The organism is Streptomyces sp. NPDC048600 (genome assembly GCF_055587025.1).
Genome location: NZ_JBVJGZ010000031.1, coordinates 15107 through 40751 on the forward strand (window position 1 = coordinate 15107; position 25645 = coordinate 40751).

At 74.0% G+C, this 25645-nt stretch carries 25 protein-coding genes; 12 read left to right on the forward strand and 13 right to left on the reverse strand.

Annotation, left to right across the window (positions count from 1 at the left end; genetic code table 11):
• Nucleotides 1-22 precede the first annotated feature (22 nt).
• Nucleotides 23-1159: an acyl-CoA dehydrogenase family protein gene (locus ACZ6SQ_RS31915; RefSeq protein ID WP_469568278.1), complete on the forward strand. Its 1137-nt coding sequence runs from the start codon at nt 23-25 to the stop codon at nt 1157-1159.
• Nucleotides 1160-1172: 13 nt separating this feature from the next.
• Nucleotides 1173-2222: an alcohol dehydrogenase catalytic domain-containing protein gene (locus tag ACZ6SQ_RS31920; RefSeq protein WP_469568280.1), complete on the forward strand. Its 1050-nt coding sequence runs from the start codon at nt 1173-1175 to the stop codon at nt 2220-2222.
• A 105-nt stretch (nt 2223-2327) separates the two neighbouring features.
• Here ACZ6SQ_RS31920 and ACZ6SQ_RS31925 read toward each other — a convergent pair whose 3' ends face one another.
• Nucleotides 2328-3443, reverse strand: coding sequence for a GlxA family transcriptional regulator (locus ACZ6SQ_RS31925; RefSeq protein WP_469568282.1), 1116 nt, complete (start codon nt 3441-3443; stop codon nt 2328-2330).
• A 38-nt stretch (nt 3444-3481) separates the two neighbouring features.
• Between ACZ6SQ_RS31925 and ACZ6SQ_RS31930 the strand changes: the two genes are divergently transcribed.
• A complete protein-coding gene (locus ACZ6SQ_RS31930) occupies nt 3482-4945 on the forward strand; it encodes an MFS transporter (RefSeq protein WP_469568284.1) in 1464 nt (487 codons plus the stop codon).
• 61 nt (nt 4946-5006) lie between these two features.
• Here the strand turns inward: ACZ6SQ_RS31930 and ACZ6SQ_RS31935 are convergent, their stop codons facing one another.
• The 4 genes from ACZ6SQ_RS31935 to ACZ6SQ_RS31950 form a co-directional block, all read right to left on the reverse strand.
• On the reverse strand, nt 5007-5618 hold the full coding sequence (locus ACZ6SQ_RS31935; RefSeq protein ID WP_469568286.1) for a flavin reductase family protein: 612 nt from the start codon (nt 5616-5618) through the stop codon (nt 5007-5009).
• A 73-nt stretch (nt 5619-5691) separates the two neighbouring features.
• Nucleotides 5692-6666, reverse strand: coding sequence for an enoyl-CoA hydratase/isomerase family protein (locus ACZ6SQ_RS31940; RefSeq protein WP_469568288.1), 975 nt, complete (start codon nt 6664-6666; stop codon nt 5692-5694).
• A gap of 7 nt (nt 6667-6673) precedes the next feature.
• On the reverse strand, nt 6674-8896 hold the full coding sequence (locus ACZ6SQ_RS31945; RefSeq protein WP_469568290.1) for an acetate--CoA ligase family protein: 2223 nt from the start codon (nt 8894-8896) through the stop codon (nt 6674-6676).
• Between the two features lie 221 nt (nt 8897-9117).
• Nucleotides 9118-10317, reverse strand: coding sequence for a flavin-containing monooxygenase (locus ACZ6SQ_RS31950; RefSeq protein WP_469568292.1), 1200 nt, complete (start codon nt 10315-10317; stop codon nt 9118-9120).
• Between the two features lie 222 nt (nt 10318-10539).
• On the opposite strand from ACZ6SQ_RS31950, the gene ACZ6SQ_RS31955 reads away from it, so the two are divergent.
• The 3 genes from ACZ6SQ_RS31955 to ACZ6SQ_RS31965 are packed head-to-tail and all read left to right on the forward strand — an operon-like array spanning nt 10540 to nt 12024.
• Nucleotides 10540-10992: a DoxX family protein gene (locus tag ACZ6SQ_RS31955; protein ID WP_386377621.1), complete on the forward strand. Its 453-nt coding sequence runs from the start codon at nt 10540-10542 to the stop codon at nt 10990-10992.
• A complete protein-coding gene (locus tag ACZ6SQ_RS31960; RefSeq protein WP_469568295.1) occupies nt 10989-11390 on the forward strand; it encodes a Zn-ribbon domain-containing OB-fold protein in 402 nt (133 codons plus the stop codon). The genes ACZ6SQ_RS31955 and ACZ6SQ_RS31960 overlap by 4 nt, the downstream gene beginning before the upstream one ends.
• Nucleotides 11391-11412: 22 nt before the next feature.
• Nucleotides 11413-12024: a GNAT family N-acetyltransferase gene (locus ACZ6SQ_RS31965; RefSeq protein ID WP_469568298.1), complete on the forward strand. Its 612-nt coding sequence runs from the start codon at nt 11413-11415 to the stop codon at nt 12022-12024.
• Here the strand turns inward: ACZ6SQ_RS31965 and ACZ6SQ_RS31970 are convergent.
• Both ACZ6SQ_RS31970 and ACZ6SQ_RS31975 read right to left on the reverse strand, forming a co-directional pair.
• The gene (locus tag ACZ6SQ_RS31970; RefSeq protein WP_469568301.1) at nt 12002-12667 is read right to left on the reverse strand and encodes a pyridoxine/pyridoxamine 5'-phosphate oxidase; all 666 of its coding nucleotides are present in this window, start codon (nt 12665-12667) and stop codon (nt 12002-12004) included. The two genes, ACZ6SQ_RS31965 and ACZ6SQ_RS31970, sit on opposite strands and share 23 nt — an antisense overlap.
• Nucleotides 12668-12702: 35 nt before the next feature.
• A complete protein-coding gene (locus tag ACZ6SQ_RS31975; RefSeq protein ID WP_469568304.1) occupies nt 12703-13869 on the reverse strand; it encodes a thiolase C-terminal domain-containing protein in 1167 nt (388 codons plus the stop codon).
• A 107-nt stretch (nt 13870-13976) separates the two neighbouring features.
• Here ACZ6SQ_RS31975 and ACZ6SQ_RS31980 point away from each other — a divergent pair, with 107 nt between their 5' ends.
• Nucleotides 13977-15197: an acyl-CoA dehydrogenase family protein gene (locus ACZ6SQ_RS31980; RefSeq protein WP_469568307.1), complete on the forward strand. Its 1221-nt coding sequence runs from the start codon at nt 13977-13979 to the stop codon at nt 15195-15197.
• Nucleotides 15194-15679, forward strand: coding sequence for a nitroreductase family deazaflavin-dependent oxidoreductase (locus ACZ6SQ_RS31985; protein ID WP_469568310.1), 486 nt, complete (start codon nt 15194-15196; stop codon nt 15677-15679). Before ACZ6SQ_RS31980 ends, ACZ6SQ_RS31985 begins: the two co-directional genes overlap by 4 nt.
• A 15-nt stretch (nt 15680-15694) precedes the next feature.
• Here ACZ6SQ_RS31985 and ACZ6SQ_RS31990 read toward each other — a convergent pair whose 3' ends face one another.
• Nucleotides 15695-16312 carry a LysE family translocator gene (locus ACZ6SQ_RS31990; protein ID WP_386377614.1) on the reverse strand — a complete coding sequence of 206 codons (618 nt, stop codon included), beginning with the start codon at nt 16310-16312 and terminating at the stop codon, nt 15695-15697.
• An 82-nt stretch (nt 16313-16394) separates the two neighbouring features.
• Between ACZ6SQ_RS31990 and ACZ6SQ_RS31995 the strand changes: the two genes are divergently transcribed.
• Complete coding sequence (locus ACZ6SQ_RS31995; RefSeq protein WP_386377613.1) at nt 16395-16847, forward strand: Lrp/AsnC family transcriptional regulator; 453 nt, start codon at nt 16395-16397, stop codon at nt 16845-16847.
• Between the two features lie 129 nt (nt 16848-16976).
• On the opposite strand, the gene ACZ6SQ_RS32000 is transcribed toward ACZ6SQ_RS31995, so the two are convergent.
• Nucleotides 16977-17612, reverse strand: a complete 636-nt coding sequence (locus ACZ6SQ_RS32000) for a TetR family transcriptional regulator (RefSeq protein WP_386377845.1) — start codon at nt 17610-17612, stop codon at nt 16977-16979.
• 133 nt (nt 17613-17745) lie between these two features.
• Here ACZ6SQ_RS32000 and kbpA point away from each other — a divergent pair, with 133 nt between their 5' ends.
• Both kbpA and afsK read left to right on the forward strand, forming a co-directional pair.
• On the forward strand, nt 17746-18468 hold the full coding sequence (kbpA, locus tag ACZ6SQ_RS32005) for an AfsK-binding protein KbpA (protein ID WP_469568312.1): 723 nt from the start codon (nt 17746-17748) through the stop codon (nt 18466-18468).
• Between the two features lie 190 nt (nt 18469-18658).
• Nucleotides 18659-21022: a protein serine/threonine kinase AfsK gene (gene afsK / locus ACZ6SQ_RS32010; RefSeq protein ID WP_469568315.1), complete on the forward strand. Its 2364-nt coding sequence runs from the start codon at nt 18659-18661 to the stop codon at nt 21020-21022.
• A gap of 222 nt (nt 21023-21244) precedes the next feature.
• Here the strand turns inward: afsK and ACZ6SQ_RS32015 are convergent, their stop codons facing one another.
• Genes ACZ6SQ_RS32015 through ACZ6SQ_RS32025 form a run of 3 tightly spaced genes read right to left on the reverse strand, consistent with a single transcriptional unit; the run spans nt 21245 to nt 23579 of the window.
• Complete coding sequence (locus ACZ6SQ_RS32015) at nt 21245-22015, reverse strand: enoyl-CoA hydratase/isomerase family protein (protein WP_469568317.1); 771 nt, start codon at nt 22013-22015, stop codon at nt 21245-21247.
• The gene (locus tag ACZ6SQ_RS32020) at nt 22012-22428 is read right to left on the reverse strand and encodes a Zn-ribbon domain-containing OB-fold protein (protein ID WP_469568319.1); all 417 of its coding nucleotides are present in this window, start codon (nt 22426-22428) and stop codon (nt 22012-22014) included. The genes ACZ6SQ_RS32015 and ACZ6SQ_RS32020 overlap by 4 nt, the downstream gene beginning before the upstream one ends.
• 2 nt (nt 22429-22430) lie before the next feature.
• Nucleotides 22431-23579 carry a lipid-transfer protein gene (locus ACZ6SQ_RS32025; protein ID WP_469568323.1) on the reverse strand — a complete coding sequence of 383 codons (1149 nt, stop codon included), beginning with the start codon at nt 23577-23579 and terminating at the stop codon, nt 22431-22433.
• Between the two features lie 97 nt (nt 23580-23676).
• On the opposite strand from ACZ6SQ_RS32025, the gene ACZ6SQ_RS32030 reads away from it, so the two are divergent.
• Complete coding sequence (locus tag ACZ6SQ_RS32030; protein ID WP_469568326.1) at nt 23677-25290, forward strand: FadD3 family acyl-CoA ligase; 1614 nt, start codon at nt 23677-23679, stop codon at nt 25288-25290.
• 115 nt (nt 25291-25405) lie between these two features.
• Here the strand turns inward: ACZ6SQ_RS32030 and ACZ6SQ_RS32035 are convergent, their stop codons facing one another.
• On the reverse strand, nt 25406-25552 hold the full coding sequence (locus ACZ6SQ_RS32035) for a hypothetical protein (protein ID WP_469568328.1): 147 nt from the start codon (nt 25550-25552) through the stop codon (nt 25406-25408).
• Nucleotides 25553-25645: the final 93 nt, after the last annotated feature.

Here is a 25645-nt window from a genome sequence, read left to right on the forward strand (position 1 = left end):
TCGCGGAAGTCGAGGAGAGCCGATGGACTTCGGGTTTGCCGCCGAGGACGAGGAGTTCCGTGCCGAGGCCCGCTCGTGGCTGGCCGCGCACGCCGGGGCCGCGACGGACCGGCGCGCCTGGGAACGCACGCTCGGCAAGGCCGGGTGGATCGGGATCGGCTGGGCCGAGGGCGGGTACGGCAACCGTCCGGCCGGCCTCACCCGGCAGGTCGTCTGGGCGGAGGAGTACGCCCGCTCCTGCGCGCCCCCGCGCTCCGGGCACATCGGGGAGAACCTGCTCGCCCCGACGCTCCTCGCCCATGGCACCGAGGAGCAGAAGGCCCGCTTCCTGCCCCCGGTCGCGGCCGGGGACGAGCTGTGGTGCCAGGGGTACAGCGAACCGGAGGCCGGGTCGGACCTGGCCGGGGTGCGCACCCGGGCCGAGCGCGCGGCCGACGGGACCTACCGGATCAGCGGGCAGAAGATCTGGACCTCGCTCGCCCACGAGGCCGACTGGTGCTTCGTGCTCGCCCGCACCGACCCGGGCTCCCGGCGCCACCACGGGCTGAGCCTGCTGCTGGTGCCCATGGACCAGCCGGGACGCGTCGAGGTGCGGCCGATCCGCCAGGCCACCGGGACCAGCGACTTCAACGAGGTGTTCTTCGACGGCGCGTACGCCCGCGCGGAGCACGTGCTCGGCGGCGAGGGCGCCGGATGGCGGGTCGCCATGACCCTGCTCGGTGTCGAGCGGGGCGTGTCGACGCTCGCCCAGCAGGTCGGGTTCGCCGCCGAGCTGGACCGGGTGGTGCGCACCGCCGTGGAGAGCGGCGCCGCCGACGACCCCGTCGTACGGAGTCGTCTTGTACGGCAGTGGGCCGAGCTGCGCGTCATGCGCTGGCACGCGCTGCGCACGCTCGGCGGCACGAGCGGCCCCAGCACGGCGAAGCTGCTGTGGGCCTCCTGGCATCAGCGGCTGGGGGAGCTGGCCGTGCTGGCGCGGGGCGCCTCGGCGGGAGCCGGGCCCGTCGCGTGGTCCGCCGGTCGGCCGTACGAACTCGACGCCGATCAGCATCTGTTCCTGTTCTCCCGGGCCGACACGATCTACGGCGGCTCGGACCAGATCCAGCGCACGATCATCGCCGAGCGGGTGCTCGGACTGCCCAGGGAACCCAGGGGATAGGGGAGTGGCCGGGATGCGTGGTGTGGTGTTCGACGGCAGGCGGGCCGAGGTCGTGGACGACCTCCAGGTGCGGGACCCGGGGCCGGGCGAGGTGCTGGTGGCCGTGTCGGCGGCGGGGCTGTGCCACAGCGATCTGTCGGTTCTGGACGGCACGATCCCCTTCCCCGTGCCGGTGGTGCTCGGGCACGAGGGCTCCGGGGTGGTGGAAGGGGTCGGCGCGGGCGTCACCCATGTCGCGCCCGGCGACCGGGTGGCCCTGTCCACGCTGGCCGGCTGCGGCGCCTGCGCCGAGTGCGACCGGGGCCGGCCGACCATGTGCCGGCAGTCCATCGGGCGCCCGGGACGGCCCTTCACGCGGGCGGGGGAGCCACTGTTCCAGTTCGCCTCCAACTCCGCCTTCGCCGAACGGACCCTGGTCAAGGCCGTGCAGGCGGTCCGGCTGCCGGAGGACGTCCCCATGCCGTCCGCCGCGCTCATCGGCTGCGCGGTGCTCACCGGGGTCGGGGCGGTGCTCAACCGGGCCCGGGTCGAGGCGGGGGACCGGGTCGTGGTGATCGGCGCGGGCGGGGTCGGGCTCAATGTCGTCCAGGGCGCCCGGCTCGCCGGGGCCACGCGGATCGTGGCCGTCGACGCCAACCCGGACAAGGCGGAGGCCGCCCGGCGGTTCGGCGCGACCGACTTCTTCACCTCCGCCGACGACGTGGCCGGGGTGCTGCCCACCGGAGCCGACCATGTGTTCGAGTGCGTGGGTCGGGTCGAGCTGATCCGCCGGGCCGTGGACCTGCTCGACCGGCACGGCCAGGCGGTGCTGCTCGGCGTCCCGCCCGCCACCGCCGAGGCGTCCTTCCGCGTCTCCTCCCTCTACCTGGACAAGTCGGTCCTCGGCTGCCGCTACGGCTCCTCGCGGCCGCAGCGGGACATCGCCCGGTACGCCGAGCTGTACCGGGCCGGGCGGCTGATGCTGGACGAGCTGGTGACGCGGACGTACCCGGTCGAGGACTTCGGCAAGGCGGCGCAGGACGCCCGGGCGGGGAGGGTGGCCCGGGCGGTGCTGACGTTCTGAGGGGTTTGCGGCCGACCGTTCCGATATGGGGTGCCGCCGGACGCCTGGCCGAAAGTTGTCCACAGGCGGGGGAAAACTCGTCACGTTCTCACGCGCGTGCCGTCGTCACATGCGTGCCGTCGTCATGTGCGTCCCGTCTTCGGGCAGGCTGCCGTCCTCGGGCAGGATCCCGTCCTCGGGCAGGCTGCCGTCCTCCGGCAGGCTTTCGCCCTCCGGCAGGGACCCGTCCTCGCGGCCGGTGACCCGGAAGGTGCGGCGGTACGCGGTCGGGGTGACGCCGAGGGCCGCCTGAAGGTGCTGGCGCATCGACTGGGCGGCGCCGAAACCGGCGTCGCGGGCGATCCGGTCCACGGACAGACCGGTGGACTCCAGCAGATGCCGGGCCCGTTCGACGCGCTGCTGGGTGAGCCACTGGCCCGGGCTGACGCCCGTCTCCTCGCGGAACCGGCGAGTGAAGGTCCGTACCGACATCGACTCCTGCGCGGCCATGTCCCGCAGCTGGATCGGCTCGTGCAGCCGGCCGAGCGCCCAGGCGCGGGCCGTCGTGGTCGTGGCCTGCTGAAGGTCGGGCACCGGCCGCTCGATGTACTGCGCCTGCCCGCCGTCGCGGTGCGGCGGGACGACCGTACGGCGGGCCACCTCGTTGGCGACGGCCGTGCCGTGGTCGCGGCGGACCATGTGCAGGCACAGGTCGATGCCGGCCGCGACGCCCGCCGAGGTCAGCACGTCCCCGTCGTCGATGAACAGCACGTCGGGGTCCAGATCGACCTGGGGGAAGGTCCTCCGGAAGTGCTCCGCGTCGGCCCAGTGCGTGGTCGCGGGGCGGCCGTCGAGGTAACCGGCGGCGGCCAGCACGTACACGCCGGTGCAGATGGAGGCGAGCCGTGCGCCGGGGCGCACCAGGGCGAGCGCCGCCCTGAGCTCCTCGGTGAGGGTGCCCCGCTCGAAGACCGGGCCCAGCTCGTAGGAGGCCGGGACGATCACGGTGTCGGCGGTGGCCAGGGCCTCCGGGCCGTGGCCGACCTGGATGGCGAAGTCGGCGTCGGTCTCCACCGGGCCCGGCGGGCGCACCGAGCAGGTGATCACCTCGTACAGATGCCGCCCCCGGGCGTCCTTGGGGCGGCCGAAGATGCGGTGCGGGATGCCCAGCTCGAAGGGGAGCAGCCCGTCCAGGGCCAGGACGACGACGCGGTGGGGGCGGAACTCCGGCTCACTGGGCATGGCCCGATTCTAACGAATGCTGTCCTTCGGGCCACTCGATGCGTCTGGCCGGATCGCCGAGTCTGTATGTCGTGAGCCAGACGAACCAGAGCCGGACGAACGAGGACCGGACGAACGAGGGCCGGGCAAGCGAGAGCCTGACGAGCGAGAGCCTGACGAGCGAAGGCCGGGCAAGCGATCGCCGGGCGAACGAGGGCCGGACGGGCGAGACCGCCGCGGACGCCGTGCCGCGGCCGAAGGCCGTCCGTGACCGTCGGCGCGTCCACCGTGCCTGGTTCGTCGCCGCCGTCACCTTCGTGACGATCCTCGGCGCCGCCGCCTTCCGGACCCTGCCCGGGCTGATGTTCGACCCGCTGGAGGAGGAGTTCGGCTGGTCGCGCGGCACGGTCGGCGCCGCCGTCTCCGTCAACCTCGCGCTGTACGGGCTGACCGCGCCGTTCGCCGCGGCGCTCATGGACCGCTTCGGCATCCGCAGGGTGGTCGCCGCCGCCCTCACGGTGATCGCCCTCGGCTCGGGGCTCACCGTGTGGATGACCGCGCCCTGGCAACTGCTGCTGTGCTGGGGCCTGCTGGTCGGCCTCGGCACCGGCTCCATGGCGCTGGCGTTCGCCGCGACGGTCACCAACCGCTGGTTCACCGAGCGGCGCGGGCTGGTCACCGGCATCCTCACCGCCGCCTCCGCGTCCGGCCAGCTGATCTTCCTGCCGGTGCTGTCCTGGATCGTCACCCGTCACGACTGGCGCCCGGCCGCCGTCACCGTCGCTCTCGCCGCCCTCGCCGTGGTGCCCTTCGTCTGGCTGCTGCTGCGCGACCACCCGGCCGACGTGGGTCTGCGGCCGTACGGCGCCGAGGAGTTCGTGCCCAAGCCCGCTCCGGTCCAGGGCGCCGCGAGCCGTGCGGTGAAGGTGCTGTTCTCGGCCGCGCGCACCGGCCCCTTCTGGCTGCTCGCCGGCTCCTTCGCGATCTGCGGCGCCTCCACCAACGGCCTGATCCAGACCCACTTCATCCCCGCCGCCCACGACCACGGCATGCCGGTCACCGCCGCGGCCTCGCTGCTCGCCGTCATCGGGGTCTTCGACGTCATCGGCACGGTGGCCTCCGGCTGGTTCACCGACCGCTTCGAGGCCCGCCGTCTGCTCGCCGTGTACTACGCCCTGCGCGGTGTCTCGCTGCTGTTCCTGCCGATGCTGATGGCGCCGAACGTCCACCCGCCGATGCTGTTCTTCATCGTCTTCTACGGCCTGGACTGGGTCGCCACCGTGCCCCCGACCATCGCCCTGTGCCGCGAGCACTACGGCGAGGACAGCGCGATCGTCTTCGGCTGGGTGCTGGCCTCGCACCAGATCGGCGCGGCGGTGGTGGCCTTCGCCGGCGGTGTCGCCCGGGACGCCTTCGGCTCCTACGACGTCGTGTGGGTCGCCTCGGGCGCGCTGTGCGCGGCGGCCGCGCTGATGGTGCTGGTGATCCGGCGCCGGCCGGCCGGGGTGCCGGCCCTGGCCTGACGGTCCCGGCCCGACGGTCCGGCGGGGCGGTCCTGGGGTGGGGCGGGGTCCGGCGTGGAGCTCAGTTCTCCAGCCGGGCGAACCGCCCCAGGTGGAAGAGCAGGGGCTCGTCCGCCCCGGCCGCGCCGAGGGCGTCGACCCGCCCGACCACGATCAGATGGTCACCGCCGGTGTGGACGGCGTGGATCGTGCAGTCGATCCAGGCCACCGTGCCCGTCAGCCGGGGCGCGCCGGAGACGGGCGCGTCGTCGTACGCCACCCCCGCGAACTTGTCGCCGCCGCTGACCGCGAAGCCGCGGCACAGCTCGCCCTGACCGGCGGCCAGCACGTTCACACAGAAGGCGCCCGCGCGGGCGATCCGCGGCCAGGTCGTCGACGAGCGGCCGACCATGAAGGCGACCAGCGGCGGATCGAGGGACAGCGAGGAGAAGGACTGGCAGGCGAAGCCCGCGGGAGAGGACTCGTCCGCGGCCGCCGGTGCCGTGACGACGGCCACGCCTGTCGCGAAGTTCCCGAGCACCCGCCGGAACACGCCCTGGTCCACGGGTGCCCGTTCGTCGGCGCCCACGCAGCGCAGCTCCGGCCGGGGCAGCGCCTCCACGGGGTGCGGCGCGGCGGGGCCGGACGACCTGAGGTAGCGGACGGCGGCGGCCGCCATCCCTGCGGTTCCCATCACACGAACAGTGAACCTGACGCGGCGTCAGATAGGAAGTCCGCTTCGGTCACATTCGGGGCCGGTACGGCGGTCAGCGCCCCGTGAACTTCGGCGCCCGGCGCCGCGCGAAGCTCTCCAGACCCTCCCGGGCGTCGGAGGTCGTCATGTTGATCTCCTGCGCTGCGGCCTCCGCGGCGAAGGCGGTGGCGCGGTCGCTGTCGAGGGAGGCGTTGACGAGCTGCTTGGTCAGGGCGAGGGCGCGCGTCGGGCCTTCGGCGAGACGGCCGGCCCACTCCCGGGCGGTGACGGCGAGCTCGGCGTCCGGCACGACCCGGTTGACCAGACCCAGCCGTTCCGCGTCGGCTGCGGTGAGGGCGTCGCCGAAGAACATCAGCTGCTTCGCCCGGTGCGGTCCGATCAGCCGGGGCAGGAGGTAGGCGCCGCCCGCGTCGGGGACGAGGCCGCGGCGGACGAACACCTCGATGAAACGGGCCGATTCGGCGGCCAGGACGAGATCGCAGGCGAGGGCCAGATGGGCGCCGAGGCCCGCCGCGACACCGTTCACGGCGGCGACGACCGGCTTCTCGCAGTCGAGGACGGCGGCGACGAGCCGCTGGGCGCCGAGGCGCAGGGTGCGGGCGACGTCCCCGGCGACCCGGTCTCTGTCGGCGACCCGGTCCCTGTCGGCGACTCGCTCCCCGCCGGCGCCCTGCTGCCCGGAGCCCGGCGCGCTGTCCTGCCGCCCTGCTGGGCCCCGCGCGCTCTCCTGCTGTCCCGGGCCCGGTGTGCCGTCCTGTGGCCCGTCCCGCCGGCCGGCTCCCGCTCCGGCGCCCCGCAGATCCGCCCCCGCGCAGAACCCCCGTCCCGCTCCGGTGATCACCACCGCCCTCACGTCCGGGTCGGCGGAGGCCTGTGCGAGCCGCAGGACGAGGAGTTCGCGCAGGCCGGGGGTGACGGCGTTGAGGGCTTCGGGGCGATTGAGGGTCAGGTGGGCGACCTGATTGTCAGTGGTGTGCTGTATCCATGATTCAGCGGATCTTTCCGGTGATCGGGGGAAATCGTCCATGCCCATCTCAGCGACACACCGCCAACGCGTCCAGCGCCACCGCGCCGTGGCCCCGGGGCAGCACCATCAGCGGGTTGACGTCCAGCTCGGCGAGGTCGTCGCCCAGTTCCAGCGCCATGCGCTGCACCCGGAGGATCACCTCGACGAGAGCCTCCACGTCGGCCGGGGGTCGCCCCCGCACCCCGTCCAGCAGAGCCCGCCCGCGCAGTTCGCCGAGCATGTCGCGGGCCTGCTCCTCGCCGAAGGGCGGCACCCGGACGGCCGTGTCCCGCAGGACCTCCACGAGCACCCCGCCCAGCCCCACGGTCACGGTCGGCCCGAACAGCTCGTCGTGCGAGACGCCGACCACCATCTCCACGCCCTGCTCGACCATCTGGCAGACCAGCACCCCGTCCAGCTCGACCCCCTCGTAGCGGGCGATGTCGGTCAGTTCGCGGTAGGTGTCGCGGACCTGGGCGGCCGAGGTCAGCCCGACCTTCACCAGGCCCAGCTCGCTCTTGTGGGCGATCCGCGCGCCGGAGGCCTTCATCACCACCGGGTAGCCCACCAGCCCGGCCGCGCGCACGGCCGCCGCCGCACTGGTCACCAGCTGCTCGCGCGGCACCCGGATGCCGTAGGCGCGCAGCAGCTGCTTGGCCGCGTGCTCGCTCAACTGGCCGCTGTTCTGCAGCAGTTCGCGCGCCTTGCGGTAGGAGGGGGACGGCGTGCGCGGCGCTTCGTCGAAGGGGGAGCGGTAGTCGCGCACGAAGCGGTGATGGCCGAGGTAGGCGCGGACGGCGGACAGGCAGTTGCCCACCGTGCGGAAGGTGGCGACCCGGGAGGAGCCGAGCAGCACCTCGCGATAGGCCGGCTCGGTGCCCACCGGCGATCCCCACACGACACAGACCAGTTTGTCCGTGTGCTCGGCGGCGTCCACCAGGTCGCGCACGAGCCGGTCGCTCAGCGGTGGGAAGGGCCCGGTGACCGGGCAGACCAGCACCCCCACCTCGGGGTCGGCCAGCAGTGCGTCGATGATCTTCCGGCCGCGTTCGTCGCCCACCGGATGCCCGCCGTTGTCGACGGGGTTGGCCACGTTCAGATAGCCGGGTATCCACTGGTGGAGTTCGGCCTGCTTCCGCTCGGACAGCCGCGGTATCCGCAGTCCGAGTCCGGTCGCGAGGTCGGCGACGTGCGCGCCCGTGCCGCCCGAGATCGAATAGACCGCGACCCCGTCGGCGCGCGGGGGCCGGGCGCGGGCGAGCAGGGCCGCGGTGTCCTGGAGTTCGTCGAGCCCGTCGACGCGGATCACGCCGAACTGCCGCATCGCCGCGTCGACCACGGCGTCCGCGCCGGTCAGCTTGCCGGTGTGGGAGGCGGCCGTGCGGGCGCCGGTCTCCGTGCGGCCCACCTTGACCGCGACCACCGGCACGCCCCGCCGGGCGGCCCGGTCGGCGGCCAGCAGGAAGGCGCGGCCGTCCTTCAGGCCCTCCATATAGGCGGCGATCGCGCCGACCTCGGGCCGCTCGGCGAAGTAGGAGATGAAGTCGGCGGTCTCCAGGTCGGCCTCGTTGCCGGTCGGCGCCCAGTGCGAGAGCCGTACGCCCAGCTCCTGGAGGGCGAAGACGGGCCGGCCCTGGTGGCCGGACTGGGTGACGAGCGCGATCGCCGGACCGTCGAGGTCCTCGCGGAACCGCTCGAAGGCGTTGAGATTGGTGTTCGGCCCGAGCAGCCGCAGCCCGGACCGGGCGACCGCGGCGGACAGCCGGGCCTGCGCGGCGGCTCCCCTCGCACCGGTCTCGGCGAAGCCGGAGGCGAAGACGACCGCGAACCTCGCCTTGGCCTCGGCGAGTTCCTCGATCACCGGCAGGGGGTCGGCGACCAGCAGCACGGCCAGATCGACCTGCTCGGGCAGGTCGGCGACGGAAGGGAGGCAGGGGATCCCGAAGACGGAGGCGCGGGCGGGGTGGACCGGGTGCAGCCGGGCCCCCATCCGCTCGGCCCAGGACAGCAGCTGCCGGGTGACACCGGTGTTCGGGCGCCCCTCGGTGTCCGACGCGCCGATCACGGCGACGGACTCGGGCCGGAACAGCCGGTCGAGGTCGGGTGCACCGGCGTGCAGCGGGCGCCCGCTGACGTCGAGATCGTCGGCCGGGCGGCCGTGGACGGCCGGGCCGGGCCGGTGCTCGCCGCACGCGATGACCCGGGCCCGGCGGGAGTCGGTGGTGAGGGTGCCGTGGGTTGATCCAAGCATCTGTCCGCCCGCTCCTGTCGTGACAGCTCCAGTAACTGACGCTCTGTCAGATTACTGAATTGACACAACGTCAGGAACTGCCTGTGCGGACAAAGATTGTGAAGCCGGCGCGGCCCGGACCGGCTCGGCCGGCCCGGCGCCGGGTCCCCGGCCGCCCTCGCGTCGTCGTCCGGAGGGCGGAGTGGACAGGGAGCCGGGCGGCGGGACCCGGCGGCCCACGGTCACCCGGCCAGCCGCGACACCCCCGACCCGGCGCGCCGGGCGATCCTCTTGGCGATCTTCTCGGCGTCGAGGGCGAGCTCGCGCAGCATGCCGCTGATGGGGTTGGTGAAGCCGGTGAAGTACAGGCCGGGGGCGTCGCGGGGGCTGCGGGCGCCGTGGACGACGGGTCTGCCGCTCGGGTCGAGGACGTCCAGATGGCCGACCAGGCTCTCCAGGGCGCGGGTGTAGCCGGTCGCCGCGATGACGGCGTCGGGGGCGACGCGGGTGCCGTCGGCGAGGAGGACCTCCTCGTCCTCGAAGGCGTCGACCGCGGCGACCACCTCCACCCGGCCCGCGCGCACGGCGTCGATCAGGCCGACGTCCTGGACGGGGATCGCCCCCTGGCCCACGCGGCTGTAGAGCCCGCTGTCGGGGCGGGGCAGGCCGTGGGCGGCGAGGTCGGGGACGCTCACCCGGGCCAGCGGCCGGGCGAGCGTGTCGACCAGGCCCACGGGCAGCCGGCGGACGAGGACGCCGGTGTACTGGGCGGCCCAGCCGGCCGTGGAGCGGCGGACGATGTGCGGGGCGGTGCGCACCGCGAGCCGGACCCGCTTGGCGCCGCCCTCGACCAGGTCGACGGCGATCTCGGCGCCGGTGTTGCCGACGCCGACGACGAGGACGTCACGGCCGGCGAAGGGCTCGGCGTTGCGGTAGCGGGAGGCGTGCAGGAACTCGCCGGGGTAGACGTCACGGCCCGGCCAGTCGGGGACGAGGGGGGTGTGGTTGTAGCCGGTGGCGACGACCACGGCGGCGCCGTCGAGCCGCCGCCCGCCCGTGGCGTGCAGCAGCCAGCCGCTGCCGTCCGGGGAGCGTTCGATCCGGGAGACCTCGACACCGGTCACGATCTCCAGGTCGTGGTGCTCGGCGTACTTCTCCAGGTAGCGCACCACGTCGTCCCGTGACACCCACCGCCCGAACCTGCGGGGCATGGCCAGGCCGGGCAGGGCGGAGAGCCGCCGGGTGGTGTGCAGATGCAGCCGGTCGTAATGGCCGCGCCAGGACGAGCCGACCGCGTCGGACTTCTCCAGTACGACGGCGCGCAGGCCCCGGGCGCGCAGCGCGTGCGCGACGGCGAGCCCGCCGGGGCCGGCGCCGACGACGTAAACGGGGCGTTCGGCGGGGTTCGCCACGGGGGGTGCGGACGCAGTGGAGTCGGACATGTCCGCGAGCGTAATGACACTCAGGGTTGATGGGTCTCGGTCAAGACCGGAATTGGTTGCGGAATGGTCACGAGTGGGGTGGTCGTGTGAAGGGTGCGCGGACGGAAGGCGGTCCCGTGGGGGCTCTCGCGCGGGCCCGGTCCTCCCGCGTCTTCCCGCCCCTCCACATCTGACGTACCGTCAGATCCATTCTTCGGCGGCGCATCGACGGGAGCGGCGGCCATGGACACGATCTGGCTCAGCGGTGCGGAGTGGCTCGCGGTGCTGCGTATCGGCCTCGGCCTGTGGTGGCTGGAGAGCTGGCGGCACAAGGACAAGAAGGCGTGGTTCGAGCGGGGCAGCGGCATCGAGTGGGCCGCGGGGGTCGCGGCCGGGCACCGCTGGGGCGCGGTGCGGTCGGGGTTCCGGACCGTGGTCGCGCCGCGCCCGAGGCTGATGGCCTACGTCGTCGCCTACGCCGAACTCGCCCTCGGCCTGGGGCTGATATCGGGACTGCTGACGCCGGTGGCGCTGGTCGGCGGGCTGCTGCTGAACGCCGTCTACTTCGTGCTCATGATCCACGACTGGGCCGAGCAGGGGCAGAACTCGATGATGGGGCTGATCTCGGTGGTGGGCCTGTTCGGGATGTCGTGGCAGACCTGGTCGCTGGACAGCGCGCTCGGGTGGTTCCGGTGAGCGGGGCGCCGGACACCGACCCGTTCTCCCGCCCCTACTGGGAGGCGGCGGCCCGGGGCGCCCTGCTGCTGCGCAGGTGCCGGGACTGCGGCCGGGCGCACCACCATCCGCGGGAGTTCTGCCCGTACTGCTGGAGCGAGGACGTGACCTGGGAGGAGGCGAGCGGCCGGGCCACGCTCTACTCCTGGTCGGTGGTGCACCGCAACGACCTGGCGCCCTTCCGGGAGCGCACGCCCTATGTGGTGGCCGTGGTCGACCTCGCCGAGGGGCCGCGGATGGCGACGGAGCTCGTGGGCGACGCGGCCGGGGCGCCACGGGCGGGGATGGAGCTGGAGGCGGGCTTCAGGGACGGGGTGCCGGTGTTCGGGACGCCGGGGGGGCAGGCCTTGATCGTATGAGCGGATGACCTTGAATGGGCGGATGACGTCGACACACGAGCCCTCTCTGACCAGCCACGTACCCGAGCTGTCCGGCCACGGCCTGCGGCTGCTGCCCTGGGACGCCGATTCCCCGGCGGACGCGCAGGCCTGGCTGCGCGGGCTGACCGACCCGGAGTTCCGGCGCTGGAACACGCCCCTGCGGCAGGTGGAGGACCTGGCCGCCGCGCGGGCCTCGCTGCGGGCGAAGGCCGAGCGGGCGGCGGACGGCGCCGACGTCACCTTCCGTGTCGTGGACGCGGCGAGCGGGACGACGCTCGGCCAGATCGGGGTCAACATGATCGACCGCCTGATGAGCACCGCCCGCGTCGGCTACTGGGTCCTGCCCGAGGCCCGCGGCCGGGGCGTGGCCACCCGCGCCCTGCTCCTCGCGACCCACTGGGCCCTGACCGACCTCGGACTGCACCGGCTCGAACTCGGTCACGCGGTGGGCCACGACGCATCCTGCCGCACGGCCGAGCGCTGCGGCTTCCCCGCCGAGGGCACCCTGCGCGGCGCGATGTGGGAGGACGAACGCCGCTCGACCTACCGCGACGTCCACCTCCATGCCCGGCTCGCCACGGACCCGGAGGTCACGGCCACAGCAGCCCCTTGACCCAGCCCTCGCCCTCCCGGCGGTAGACCAGGCGGACATGGCGGCGCCGCTCGTCGCCCTGGAAGAACTCGGCCTCGTCGGGGCGCATGCGGTAGAGGGTCCAGGAGGGCACCTCGGTCTCCGGGGCGGTGCGGGCCAGGTCCCAGGCGGCTTCCGAGGCCCGGTTCAGGGTCTCCAGCGAGGGCAGCGGCTCGCTCTGGTGCCCGGTGAGGGCCGCGGCCAGGGCGCCGGTGGTCCGGGCGTGCAGATCGGCGCGGGCGGCGCCGGGCGGGGCCTGCTCCACGGGGCCGCGCAGCCGGATCTGGCGGCCGTGGGCGGGCCAGTAGAAGCCGAGGGCGGCGTACGGGCGGGCGGCGAGCTGGCGGCCCTTGCGGCTGGTGGCGTGGGTGGCGAAGGCCCAGCCGTCGGCGTCGGCGCCGTGCAGCATCACGGTGCGTACGTCGGGCAGGCCGCCCTCGTCCGTGGTGGCGAGGCTCATCGTGTGCGGTTCGGGCTGCCCGGCCGCGGCCGCCTCCGCGAGCCACTCCGTGAAGAGGGCCAGCGGCTCGGCGGGGGCCGCGTCCGGGTCGAAGGGCCGCAGTTCCGTGACGCCGGGGGCCCACACCCGCAGCGACCGGAGCAGTTCGTGGAGGTCCAGTGCCATGGGCCGAGTATGGCCGTGCGGGCACCGGCCGCCGTTCACCCCCTGCCCAGCACCACCGTCCCCGAGGAGCAGAACCAGCCCCCCGTCCCCGAAGCCACCGCCAGCTCCGGCAGCGAGCCGTCCGCGCGGCGGACCTGACGTGCCTCCGCCTCGCCGCGCAGTTGCCGTACCGCCTCCACCAGCAGGAACAGGCCGCGCATACCCGGGTGCTGGGCCGAGAGGCCGCCGCCGTCGGTGTTGACCGGGAGCGCGCCGCCGGCCACCGTCAGCCGCCCCTTCGACACGAAGTCCCCGCCCTCGCCCTTGGCGCAGAAGCCGAGGTCCTCCAGGGTCACCAGGGTCATGTAGGTGAAGGCGTCGTAGATCTCGGCGAGGTCGATGTCCGACGGCCGCACCCCGGCCCGCGCGAAGGCCAGGGGGCCGCTCACCGCCGCAGGTGAGACCGTGAAGTCGGGCCAGGAGGAGAGCGCGGAGTGGGAGACGTGCTCGCCCGTGCCGAGCACCCACACCGGGCGGGTCCGGCAGTCGCGCACGTACTCCGGGGCCGCGAGCAGTACCGCCGCCCCGCCGTCGGAGCGCAGACAGCAGTGCGGCTTGGTGAAGGGGTCGGCGATCATCGGCGCGGACAGCACCTCGTCGACGGTCAGCGGCGTGCGGTGCAGCGCCTGCGGGTTCAGCGCCGCGTTCGCGCGGGCCTGGACCGCCACCTCGGCGAGCTGCTCGACCGTCGTGCCGTACTCGGTCATATGGCGGCGGGCCGCCATCGCGTACTTGGCGATGAGCGTGATGCCGTACGGCGTCTCGAACTGGGCGGGGCCGCGGCTGCCGAAGGAGACCTCGCCGGTGCGGCGGCCCGCGCGGACGTCGGCCCGTGCGGTGGAGCCGTAGACCAGCAGGACCGCGCGGGCGTGCCCGGCCGCGATGGCGTCGGCCGCGTGGGCCGCCATCACCTCCCAGGTCGCGCCGCCCACCGAGGTGGAGTCCACCCAGGTGGGCCGCAGGCCCAGATGGTCGGCGACCTCCACGGGTGCCAGCAGGCCGGTGCCCGCCGAGGCGAACCCGTCGACGACCGACCGGTCGAGCCCCGAGTCCGCCAGCGCGCGCCGGGCGGCCTCGGCGTGCAGGGCGTACGGGGTGGCGTCGTCCACCCGGCCGCAGGAGGAGAGGGCGACGCCGACGACGGCCGCATCACGATGACCCATGACAACTGACGGTACGTCAGATCTGGTGCCCGGTCGAGGTGCCGGACCCCTTCGCATCCTGGCCCGTGGGCCCTAATATGACGGTCCGTCAGTTCCGGAGGTCGCCCATGGACGTCGCCTTCACACCCGAGCAGGACGGGATCCGCCGCACCCTGCGGGACCTGCTCGCAGGACACCCCGTACCGGTCCGCGAGGCCGTCGATCTGCCCGGCGGTCACGACCCGGGCCTGTGGGCCGCGCTCGCCGAACGGCTCGGCCTGCCCGGACTCGCCCTCGCCCCCTCCTACGGCGGTGTCGGCTGCACCGCGACGGACCTCGCCCTCGCCGGCGAGGAGACCGGCCGCGCCCTCACCCCCTCGCCCCTGCTGGCCACCACCGTCCTGGCCGCCCCGGCGCTGCTCGCCCTCGGCACCGACGCCCAGCGCGCCCGGCTCCTCCCGGCGCTCGCCGACGGCACCCTCACCGCCGCCCTGGCCGCGCCCGGCCCGGCCCTCGCCACCGCCCTCGCGCTCACCGGCGACAACACCGGGCCCTGGTCGGGCGACGGCCGCGCGGGCGGCGTACAGGCCCGCCGCGAGCGGGGCGGCTGGCGACTGTACGGCGAGAGCGGCCAGGTCCTCGACGGGCACGGCGCGGGCCTGCTCCTCGTCCCCGCCCACACCGGCGGCTACGCCCGCTCCCGCACACTCCTCTTTCTCGTCCCCGGCGACGCCCCGGGCCTGACCCGCGTACGGCAGACCGCGCTGGACGCGACCAGGCCGTGCGGGCTGCTGCAACTGCGGGACGTGGAGGCCGAGTTGCTGGGGGAGGACGGCACGGCGGACGTGCCCGGGGCGCTGGCCCGGGTCGGCGCGGGTGCCGCCGCTTTCCTCGCCTGCGAGGCGGTGGGGGCCGCCGGGCGGGCGCTGGAGCTCACCGTCGAACACGTGCGGCGGCGCGAGCAGTTCGGGCGGCCGATCGGCTCCTTCCAGGCGCTCCAGCACCGGCTGGCCGACGTCCATGTCCATCTCGAGGCGGCCCGGTCGGCGGCGTACTACGCGGCCTGGGCGGCGGCCGGACCGGAAGGGGCGGGTGACGGGCCGGCCCCGGCGGCGGACGGCGCCGCCCCCCTCGCCCTCGCCCACGCCCTCGACGCGCTGCGGCTCGCCGCCGCCGAGGCGATCCAGTTCCACGGGGGCCTCGGCTTCACCTGGGAGCACGACGCCCACCTCTACTTCAAGCGGGCGGCCGGCGACGCGCTCCTCTTCGGCCCCGTCCATCGGCTGCGGGCCCGCGCCGCCGAGGCGGCCGGGGTGTTCGGCCCTGCGTGTCAGGAGGTGACGGTGTGAGCGGCCTCGGAGTGCGGTTCGTGCAGAAGGTGTCGTCCACGCGCGGCTTCGCCCGCGTCGCCCCGCACGTCATCCCGGCCCTGGACCGGGCCGTGCACCGGCTGACCAGGGGAAAGGTGCTGCTCAGCGCCCAGCTGCTGCCCGGCGTGGTGCTCACCGTCACCGGCGCCCGCAGCGGGCTGCCCCGGCGCACGCCGCTGGCCTGCATGCCGGAGGAACCCGGCCGCAGCTGGCTGCTGGTCGGCTCCAACTTCGGCCGCACCGGCCACCCCGCCTGGACCGCGAACCTCCTGGCCCACCCGGACGCCGAGGTCAGCTGGCAGGGCCGGGACATCCCCGTCACGGCCCGGCTGCTGACCGGGCCCGAGCGGGACGGGGCCTGGCGGGCGGTGCTGGCGTTCTGGCCGCCGTACGCCACGTACCAGGCGCGGGTGGAGCGCGAGATCCGGATCTTCAGGATCGTCCGGAGGCCGCCGTCGTAGTGGTGCCGGGCCGGGTCAGAGCGCGTGCTGGACCAGCAGGAACGTGCCGATGCCCAGCATCGCCGCCCCCGAGGTGCGGGTGACCGCGCGGGCGGCGGCGGGGCGGGCGCGCAGCACCGCGCGGGCCAGGACGCCGACGGAGAGGTAGACCGCGGCGCAGCACGCCATGTGCAGCAGGCCGAGCGCCGCGGTCTGCGCCGGCACCGGGAGGTGCCCGCCGTCGACGGTGAGGAACTGCGGCAGGACGGAGAGGTAGAGCAGCAGGCCCTTGGGGTTCAGGCCGCTGATCGTGGCCCCGCGCAGGAAGACGCCCGCGCTCCCGCCGCGCACCGGCTCCTCGCCGGCCCCGGGCACCGCCGGGCGGCGCAGCACGCCCCAGCCCAGCCACACCAGGTAGCAGGCGCCGGCGACGGTGAGCGCGGTGAGCAGGACCGGGGAGCCCGCGACCAGCACGGCGAGACCGGCCGCCGCGAGCACGGTGTGCAGCGCGTAGCCCGATACCAGGCCGCCGACCGCGGCCGCAACCGAGCGGCCGCGCAGCCCGGCGGAGATGGCGTACGCCCAGTCGGCGCCCGGCACGCACACCAGCAGCAGGTCGATCGCGAGGAAGGAGAGGAGGGAACCCGAGTCCATGCCGGGAACGCTATGCCGGATTGGCCCGAAAGTGTTCCTGAAGTTTGCCCGCGCTCTCGCACAGTGAGGGAAGATTTACCCCATGGATGACGTGGACCGGAAAATTCTTGCCGAGCTTCAGCAGGACGGGCGGCTGACCGTGACCGAGTTGGCCGGGCGGGTGCGGCTGAGTGTGTCGCCGTGCCACCGCCGGCTGCGGGAGCTGGAGCGGTCGGGGGCGATCAGCGGATACCGCGCGGTGGTGGAGCCGGCGGCGGTGGGGCTCAGCTTCGAGGCGCTGGTGTTCGTGTCCATGCGGCAGGAGGACCGGGACACCGTCGTCGAGTTCGAGCGGGCGCTCACCGAGGTCGAGCATGTGCTGGACGCCCAGCGGCTGTTCGGCGAGCCGGACTATCTGCTGCGGGTCGCCACCGCGGATCTCGCGGCGTTCCAGCGGCTCTACGACGAGAGGCTGGCCACTCTGCCGGGGGTGCAGCGGCTTACGTCGACGCTGGTGATGAAGCATGTGGTGAAGGACCGGCCGTTGCCCGCGTAGGCGCTGTGCCGGCGGTGGCCGCCGGGGGGCACCCTCGGTTGCTCGCGCACGCGCGGCGGAGTCGCGTGCCGGCAGTTCCCCGCGCCCCTTTCGGGGCGCTTGACAAGACGGTGGGGAATTGCGGCGGGGCTACTTCGTGGGCTTCTTGCCCGTCACGCCCAGGTAGACCAACAGGGCCAGATTCGGCTTCAGTTCGGCCTGCTTGACGCCCCAGGAGGTGAAGCCCTTCTGGTGCGAGGCGACGGCGGCGAGCATGGCCACAAGGGAGCCGGCGACGGCGGCCGGGTTGACGTCCTTGTCGACCCTGCCCTTGGACTGGAGTTCGGTGACGGCTTCCGCGAGGGAGTTGTTCACCGAGTTCAGGATCTTCATGCGGAGCTTGTAGAAGCGCTTGTCGCCCTCGGCCGCGCCGAGATCGACGACGCGCAGGATCGCGTCGTTCTTCCGCCAGAACTCCAGGAATCCGTCGACGAGTTCCTGCGCGGTCTGCCAGCCGGCCTTGCCGACCCAGCTGCGACCCTCCAGCAGTTCCGTCAACCCGGCGCCCTCGGCGGCCATTTGGTCGGCGATCTCCAGGACGGCACCTTCGACGTCCGGGAAGTACTGATAGAAGGTCGCGGGCGAAGTACCCGCCTTCCGGGCGACATCGATGACCTTGACGTCCCGGTACGGAGACGAGCTGAGCATCTCGCTGAGGCAGTCGAGCAGCTTCTGCCGCGTCGCCTGCCCGCGCCGACCGGCAACGCGGCCGTCGACGGTACGCACTTGTCCTGTCATGCCGTCAGCTTACCGAGGGGTGATCGGAGCGCGATTCGGCCGACTGCAAATGGGGTGCGCGGGGGTTCCGCGGCAGGTGTGCTGGTCTGCGCGTTGCGTGAGCGGCCGTTACGTTTCTTGTATGGCCGAAAACAGGGCATCGCGGGTCACGGAGGGCATCCCCTGCTGGGTGGACGCCCAGCTTCCCGACCTGGAAGCGGGGAAACGGTTCTACGGTGAGCTCTTCGGGTGGTCCTACGAGGACTGGTACCGGGGCAGTGTGCGGGCCCTGAAGGACGGTGAGCCGGTCGCCGCGCTGGCTCACAAGGCGGACGGGCGGATGCCCACCGTGTGGACGGTGTACTTCGCCACCCCGGCCGCCGAGCCGCTGGCCCGGCGCGTCCGGGAGACGGGCGGCCAGGTGGTGGCGGTGCCGATGCCCATGGGGGAGCTGGGCACGGTCGCGCTCGCCGCCGACCCCGAGGGCGCGGTGTTCGGCATCTGGGAGCCCGGCACCCACACCGGCTTCGGCCTGCGGCACGCGCCGGGCAGTTTCGTCTGGGCCGAGCTGTACGCCCGGGACACCGCGGGTGCCAACGGCTTCTACGGCGGCCTCTTCCACGACGCGCTGTTCGGGCCGGACGCCGAGCCCGACTTCGGGCGGGCGCCGGTCACCGACGTCTTCGCGGCCGAGATGCCCCCGCACTTCCTCGTCCACTTCCGGGTCGAGGACTGCGAGAGGGCCCTCGCGGAAGTGAACAGCCTCGGCGGACGCGTCCAGGCGGGACCGTTCGCCACCTCGTACGGCACAGTGGGGGTGGTCGCCGACGACCAGGGGGCGTCCTTCGCCGTGCTGGAGCGCTGATCAGGAGGCCTGTCGAAGGATTTTCGCCCCCGTTTGTCCGCTGACACCCCAATTCTCACCCGGTTCGCAACCGGGGCCTCGGCCAGGAAGAATCGGGGTGCGTGCCGCCATGGCGGTGCGGTGGTGAGACGCTGCACGGGGTCGTGCGCACAAGTGGGGCGCACGGCCCGTACGGGGAGGTGGCAGGCAAGTGGTGGATCAGCTGACGCAGCACGATCCGCGGCGGATCGGGCCGTTCGAGGTGCTGGGACGGCTGGGGGCCGGCGGCATGGGGCTGGTCTATCTCGCGCGCTCGGCGTCGGGCCGGCGGGTGGCGATCAAGACGGTCCGTACGGAACTCGCCGAGGACCAGCTCTTCCGCGTCCGCTTCACGCGCGAGGTGGAGGCCGCCCGCGCGGTCTCCGGCTTCTACACGGCGGCCGTGGTCGACGCCGATCCCCGCGCGGCGGTGCCCTGGCTGGCCACCGCCTATGTCCCCGCGCCCTCCCTCGAGGAGATAGTGAACGACTGCGGGCCGCTTCCGGCCCAGGCCGTGCGCTGGCTCGCCGCGGGTGTCGCCGAGGCCCTCCAGTCCATCCACGGCGCCGGGCTGGTCCACCGCGACCTCAAGCCCTCCAACGTCCTCGTGGTCGAGGACGGCCCCCGGGTGATCGACTTCGGCATCGCGTCCGGTGTCTCGAACACCCGTTTGACGATGACCAATGTGGCGGTCGGTACGCCCGCCTACATGTCGCCCGAGCAGGCCAAGGACTCCCGCAGTGTCACGGGCGCCAGCGACGTCTTCTCGCTCGGCTCCACCCTGGTCTTCGCCGCCACCGGCCACCCGCCCTACCACGGCGCCAACCCGGTCGAGACGGTGTTCATGCTGCTGCGCGAGGGCCCCGACCTGGACGGTCTGCCCGACGAGCTGCGGCCCCTGATCGAGTCCTGTATGCAGATGGAGGCCTCGGCCAGACCCACCCCGGCCGACCTCCAGGCCCAGCTCGCCCCGCATCTGTTCGGCTCCGGCTCCGACGACAGCGGCACCGCCTCGGCCTGGCTGCCGGAGAAGGCCGTCGCGATGATCGAGACCCGCCGCGGCGGCCGTCTCGCACCCAGACCCGCGGGTGGTGGCCGCAGCACCGGAGGGCGCCACCCGGGCGTACCCGCCGTACCGCCCCCGCCGCACCACCCGCCCGCCCCCGCCGTCGCGCCCGTCGGGGCCACGGCCCCCGTGGGCGCCCCGGACACCGGCCCCGTCCACCTGGCCGGCGGGTCCGTGCCGATCGGGCCGGGCCCGCGCGTGGCCGACGGCCGCGCCGCCGCCGTGAAGGCGCCCCCGCCCGAGGCGGGCCTGGTGGCCGCGTGGTCCAAGCCGCGGCCCGGTGTCAACGGCGCCGACACCTCCCCGGCGCAGCCGCCGGTCCCGGTCCCCGAGGTCCCCGGCTCCTGGCGCCCCTGGCGCTTCCGCATGTCCAACGACGTCTGGGGCACCCCGGCCGTCGCCGACGACCTCGTCTACGTCACCTCCTTCGAGGTGCACGCCCTCGACGTGGCCACCGGCCGCCGCCGTTTCAAGACCCGGGACGTCGCCTGGTCCATGGCGGTCGCGGACGGCCGTATCCACGCCTCCGACGGCCCCACCCTCTTCGCGCTGGACGCCAGGGAGGGCGCGGACCTGTGGCGCCTGCAGACGGACGCCTGGGTGTACTCGCTCAAGGCCGACCGGGGCACCGTCGTCACCGGCACCCGCGGCGGCGGCGTCCAGGCCTGGGAGGCGGCAGGCGGCCAGAAGCTCTGGGAGATCACCGGCGCCCAGACCGACTTCGAGTCCCCGGAGGCCGGCCCCGCCGTCCACGACGGCACCGTCTACGTCTGGCAGGACGCCCGGCTGCGCGCCCTGGACGCCCGTACCGGCGACGAGCGCTGGTCGTACCCCATCGGTGACGCGGCCTCCTGCGGCGGCGTCCCCGTCCGGCTCACCCCGGCCCCCGACGGCTATGTCTACGTCAGCGCGGGCACCCGCGTCCTCGCCATCGACATCGCCGCGGGGCACGTCAAGTGGCACTTCGAGGCGCCCGCCGTCTTCCTCTGCCCGCCCGCCTACGCGCCCGGCCCCGCCGTCACCGGCGGCGGCGTGTACCTCGCCGACTACCTCGGCACGGTCTACGCCCTCGACGCCACCGACGGCCGCGACCGCTGGCGCATCGCCACCGAGAGCCGGGCCTCGATCGAGCCGGTACTGGTGGCCGCCGGACACGTCCATGTCGGCAGCGGCAACGGCCTCTACACCCTGGACGCCGTCACCGGCACCCCGAAGTGGCGCTTCCAGGCGGGCGGTGACATCGTCGGCGCCCCCTCGGTGGCCGAGGGCCGTATCCACTTCGGCTCCACCGACCACCTGCTCTACACCCTGAAGGCCGACGACGGCCGTCTGCGCTGGAAGCTGGCCACGGGCGGCGAGATCACCGGCTCGCCGGTGGTCAAGGACGGCATCGTGTACGCGTGCAGCAAGGACCGCTGCGTGTACGCGCTCGACGCGGAGAAGGGCACGGGCACGGCACGGACCACCTGACCCGCGCGCCCCGCCGACGGCCGGTCCCGGTACGGGACGGCCGTCGTCCCGGGGCACGGAAGGGGGTCCAGACGGCGGCCGTCGCTCGGGAGGGCGGGTGGCGGACGCCGGTCACCTCACCGCTGAGGCCCGCGCCGGTCTCCTCGCCGCTCTCACAGCAGACGCTACGCCCGGCGAGTCGGCCCCGCCACGCGGGACAGGCCCGCCACCTGCTGCGATGCACTATCTGGTGCGATGCCCGCCCGGCCGCCCCCGGAACAGCTCCGCCTGCCGGCCGGGCGGCAGATTCCCCAGCGCGATCAGCTGCGGCGCCTGGGCGAACCCCCGGGCCAGCGCCCCCTCCCGCGCCGCCCACAGCGCCCGCACGGTCCCCTGCACCGCCTGCGCCGGACACCCCGCGATCACCTCGGCGCAGGACACCGCGGCCGCCACCGCCCCGCCCCGCGGGGTCAGCTCCGACACCAGCCCCGTCGCATGGGCCCGCTCCGCCCCGATCCGCTCCCGCACCCCCATCAGCGCCATCCGCGCGACCTCCCCGTACGGCATCCGCTGCGCCATGAGCAGCGTCTCGTAGGCGCTGACCATCCCGTACGAGGTGTGCGGGTCGAAGAACGAGGCGTCCGCCCCCGCGACGACGAACTCGCACTCCCCGAGCAGATAGAAGGCGCCGCCGCAGGCCATCCCCTCCACAGCGGCGACGACCGGCTTCCACAGGTCGCAGGACTTCGGCCCGACCCGCAGCAGCGGATCGTCCAGCATGTACGGCGACGAGGGCTGCTCCACCACGACGTCCCGGTCGATCCCGGTGCAGAACGCCCGTGTCCCGGACCCGGTGAGCACGACCGCGCGTACCGAGTCGTCGAACCGCAACGCCCGCCAGATGCCGGTCAGTCGCTCCACCGCCGCCAGGTCGAGCGCGTTGAGCCGCTCCGGCCGGTCGAGGGTGACGACGGCGACGGCGGTGTCCTCGTCGACGTCGAGCCGCACACTCACGGCTGCTCCAGCAGCCACTGGGGAAGCCCGTCGCCGGTGAACGAGACCCGCACCCGGGCCCCGATCCGGATCAGCCGCGGGTCGAGGGAGTCGATGGGCGCGCCCGGAGCGGCGACCAGGTTGCCGACGAGCCGGACGCGGGGGGCGTCGGAGAGTTCGACGATCACGACGGGGTACGGCGCCCGCTCCGCGTAGCCGGGCAGCAGCGGCGGATGGGCGACTACGTACGACCAGACGCGGCCGCGGCCGTCGGTGGGCTTCCACGCGCACGCGAAGGACCCGCAGTGCGGGCAGCAGGGCCGGGGCGGGAAGCGGACCTCGCCGCAGTCCGCGCAGGCCTGGACGCGCAGTTCGCCGCGGGCCGCGTACTCCCAGAAGGGCGCGCCGTCGGTGTCGGTGACAGGGGTCAGCATGGTCAGCTCCTGAGCAGCAGCGCGGAGGTGGGCACGCCCTCGCCGGCCGTGACGAGGCAGGTGGTGGCACCGGGGACCTGCGCGGTGGCGGTGCCGCGCAGTTGCTTCACCCCTTCGTTGATCAGGTTGAAGCCGTGCACATAGGCCTCGCTGAGCCCGCCCCCGCCGGTGTTGAGCGGCAGCCGACCGCCGGTCTCCAGCGCGCCCTGCTCGGTGAAGGCGCCGCCCTCGCCCCTCGCGCAGAAGCCGTAGCCCTCCAGGGAGAGCGGGACGAGCGGGGTGAAGGCGTCGTAGATCTGCGCCACGTCCACGTCGTCCGGGGTGAGGTCGGCCTGCTTCCACAACTGCCGGGCGGCGGTCCAGGCGGGGCCGGTGAGGGGGTCGTCGTTCCAGTAGTTGACCATGCCGTGGTGCTGGGCGGGCAGGCCCTGGGCGGCGGAGTGGATGAGGACCGGCCGGTGGCGGCAGTCGCGGGCGCGCTCGCGCGAGACGACCACGCAGGCCAGCGCCCCGTCCGTCTCCAGGCAGTTGTCGTACAGGCACAGCGGCTCGCTGATCCAGCGCGAGGTCATGTACATCTCGCGGGTCAGGGGGCGGTCGTACATCACCGCCGCCGGGTTCTGGTTGGCCCGGTTGCGGCAGGCGAGGGCGACGTTGAACAGGTGGTCCCGGGTGGCGCCGTACTCGTGCATGTACCGCCGGGCCAGCATGGCGATCTCGTCGGCCGGCCGCAGCAGGCCGAAGGGGCGGGTCCACTGGGCGGGGGTGGGCAGTTGCGCGCGGGTCTCGGTCCAGGGGCGCGGCCCGCTGCCGCGCTTGCGCGAGCGCCAGGCGACCCCCACGGTGGCCTGTCCGGCGGCGACGGCGGCGGCGAGGTGGGCGACGGTCGCGCAGGAGCCGCCGCCGCCGTACGGGACGCGGCTGAAGAAGGTCAGGTCCCCGAACCCGACGGCCTTGGCGAGCTCCACCTCGTCGGTCTCCTCCATGGTGTAGGAGGCGACCGCGTCCACCTCGCCGGGCGCGATCCCGGCGTCGTCCAGCGCGGTGAGCACGGCCCGGCACGCGAGCGTCCTCTCGTCCTCCGGCAGGTGCCGGGCGAAGGGGGTCTGGCCTATGCCGACGATGGCGGCGGCGTCCTTGATCCCGGCCATGCGCCCTCCCTGCGGGGCTGGTTCCTCATTGCTGACGGGTCGTCAGATTAGCGATAGCCTGACGAACTGTCAGCAACTGCGGGGCGGGAGGCCGGTTGTGAGGGACGAGTGGAACGCCCCGTGGGGCAGCATTCCCGAGCTGGTGCGCTGGGCGGCCGTGCGCCATGCCGACACCGAGGCGGTCGTCGACTGCGGCGGCCGGGTACGGGTGACGTACGCAGGCCTGGGCGCCCGCGTGGAACGCGCGGCCGCGGCCTGCCTGGCCCAGGGCGTGTGCCCCGGCGACCGGGTGGGTATCTGGGCCCCCAACTCCCTGGACTGGATCACGGCGGCGCTGGGGGCGGTCTCGGCGGGCGCGGTCCTGGTCCCCCTCAACACCCGTTTCAAGGGCGCGGAGGCGGCCGACGTGCTGCGCCGCAGCGGGGCACGGCTGCTCTTCGTCACGGGCACGTTCCTCGGCACCTCCTACGTCGCCTCGCTGCGCAGGGCGGCGGGGGAGGGCGACGGGGCGGGCCCGCTGCCCGGCCTCCCGGAGCTGCGCGCCGTGGTGGTGCTGTCGGAGGACGCGCCGCGGTCCTTCCTGACCTGGAAGGACTTCCTGGCGAGCGGGGAGGGCGTGTCGGCCGAGGAGGTCCGCTCGGTACCGGTGCCCGGCACGGCGGCCTCGGACATCGTCTTCACGTCCGGTACGACGGGCCGTCCGAAGGGTGCGCTGATCACCCACGCGCAGTCCCTGCGGGCGTACGACACCTGGGCCGAACTGGCGGGTCTGCGCCCCGGCGACCGCTATCTGATCGTCAACCCCTTCTTCCACACCTTCGGCTACAAGGCGGGCGTCCTGGCCTGCCTGACGAGGGGCGCGACGATGATCCCGCAGCCGGTCTTCAGCGCGGAGACGGCGCTGGCGAACGTGGCGGCGGAGCGGGTGACGGTCCTGCCCGGCCCGCCCACCCTGTTCGAGTCCCTCCTCGACCACCCCGCCCGCCGCGACCACGACCTCTCCACCCTCCGTCTGGTCGTGACCGGCGCGGCGGTGGTCCCGCTGTCCCTGGTCGATCGCCTGCGGGCCGACCTCGGCGTGGAGACGGTCCTCACCGCCTACGGTCTCTCCGAGGCGAGCGGCTTCGTGACGATGTGCCGCCGCGGGGACCCGCCCGAGGTCGTCGCCGCCACGTCCGGGCGGGCGATACCGGGGGTCGAGGTGCGGGTGGTGTCCCCCGACGGCACCGGCCTCCCGCCCGGCTCGCCGGGGGAGGTCCTGGTCCGGGGCTTCAACGTGATGCGCGGCTACTACGAGGACCCCGCCGCCACGGCCGAGGTCCTGGCCCCCGACGGCTGGCTGCGCACCGGCGACGTGGGGGTCCTGGACGCCGCGGGCAACCTGCGCATCACCGACCGTCTGAAGGACATGTACATCGTCGGCGGCTTCAACGCCTACCCGGCGGAGATAGAGCGGCTGCTGGCCGCGCACCCGGACGTGGCGGAGGTCGCCGTCGTGGGCGTCCCCGACCCCCGCCTCGGCGAGACCGGCAAGGCCTACGTCGTCCGCCGCCCCGGCTCCTCCCTCACCGCCGACGACCTCATCGCCTGGTCCCGCCGCGAGATGGCCAACTTCAAGGTCCCGCGGTGGGTGCGGTTCGTGAACCAACTCCCGCGCAACGCCGCCGGCAAGGTGGTGAAGGGCGAACTCCGCGAGGCCTCCGGCCCATGACGCCCTCGAGGTGCGGGAAGTGAGGTGCCTTGGTGCCGTGAGGCGGCCTGGCTCAGACGACGGGGCACGGCAAGGGGGCCGAGCGCAGGCTCGGCCCCCTTGGTGACGCTCTACGTCACGGCGCGTGCTGGTCCAGCGGCGCCACCACGGCATCATGCGGGGTCACCGGCGCGTGTTGGTCGGCCAGGGCCGGGCTCGCAGCGGCGGCAGTGGCGCCGAGCACCAGGGCGACGGCGGCGACGATCTTCTTTGTGCGGGTCATTCCGACTCCTGTGGGGGAGGGGACTTCCGGACATGAGGGACGCTAGCTCCATATGGCGAGTGTTCGAGCGAGCCGAACGCTTCCCGTCAAAGA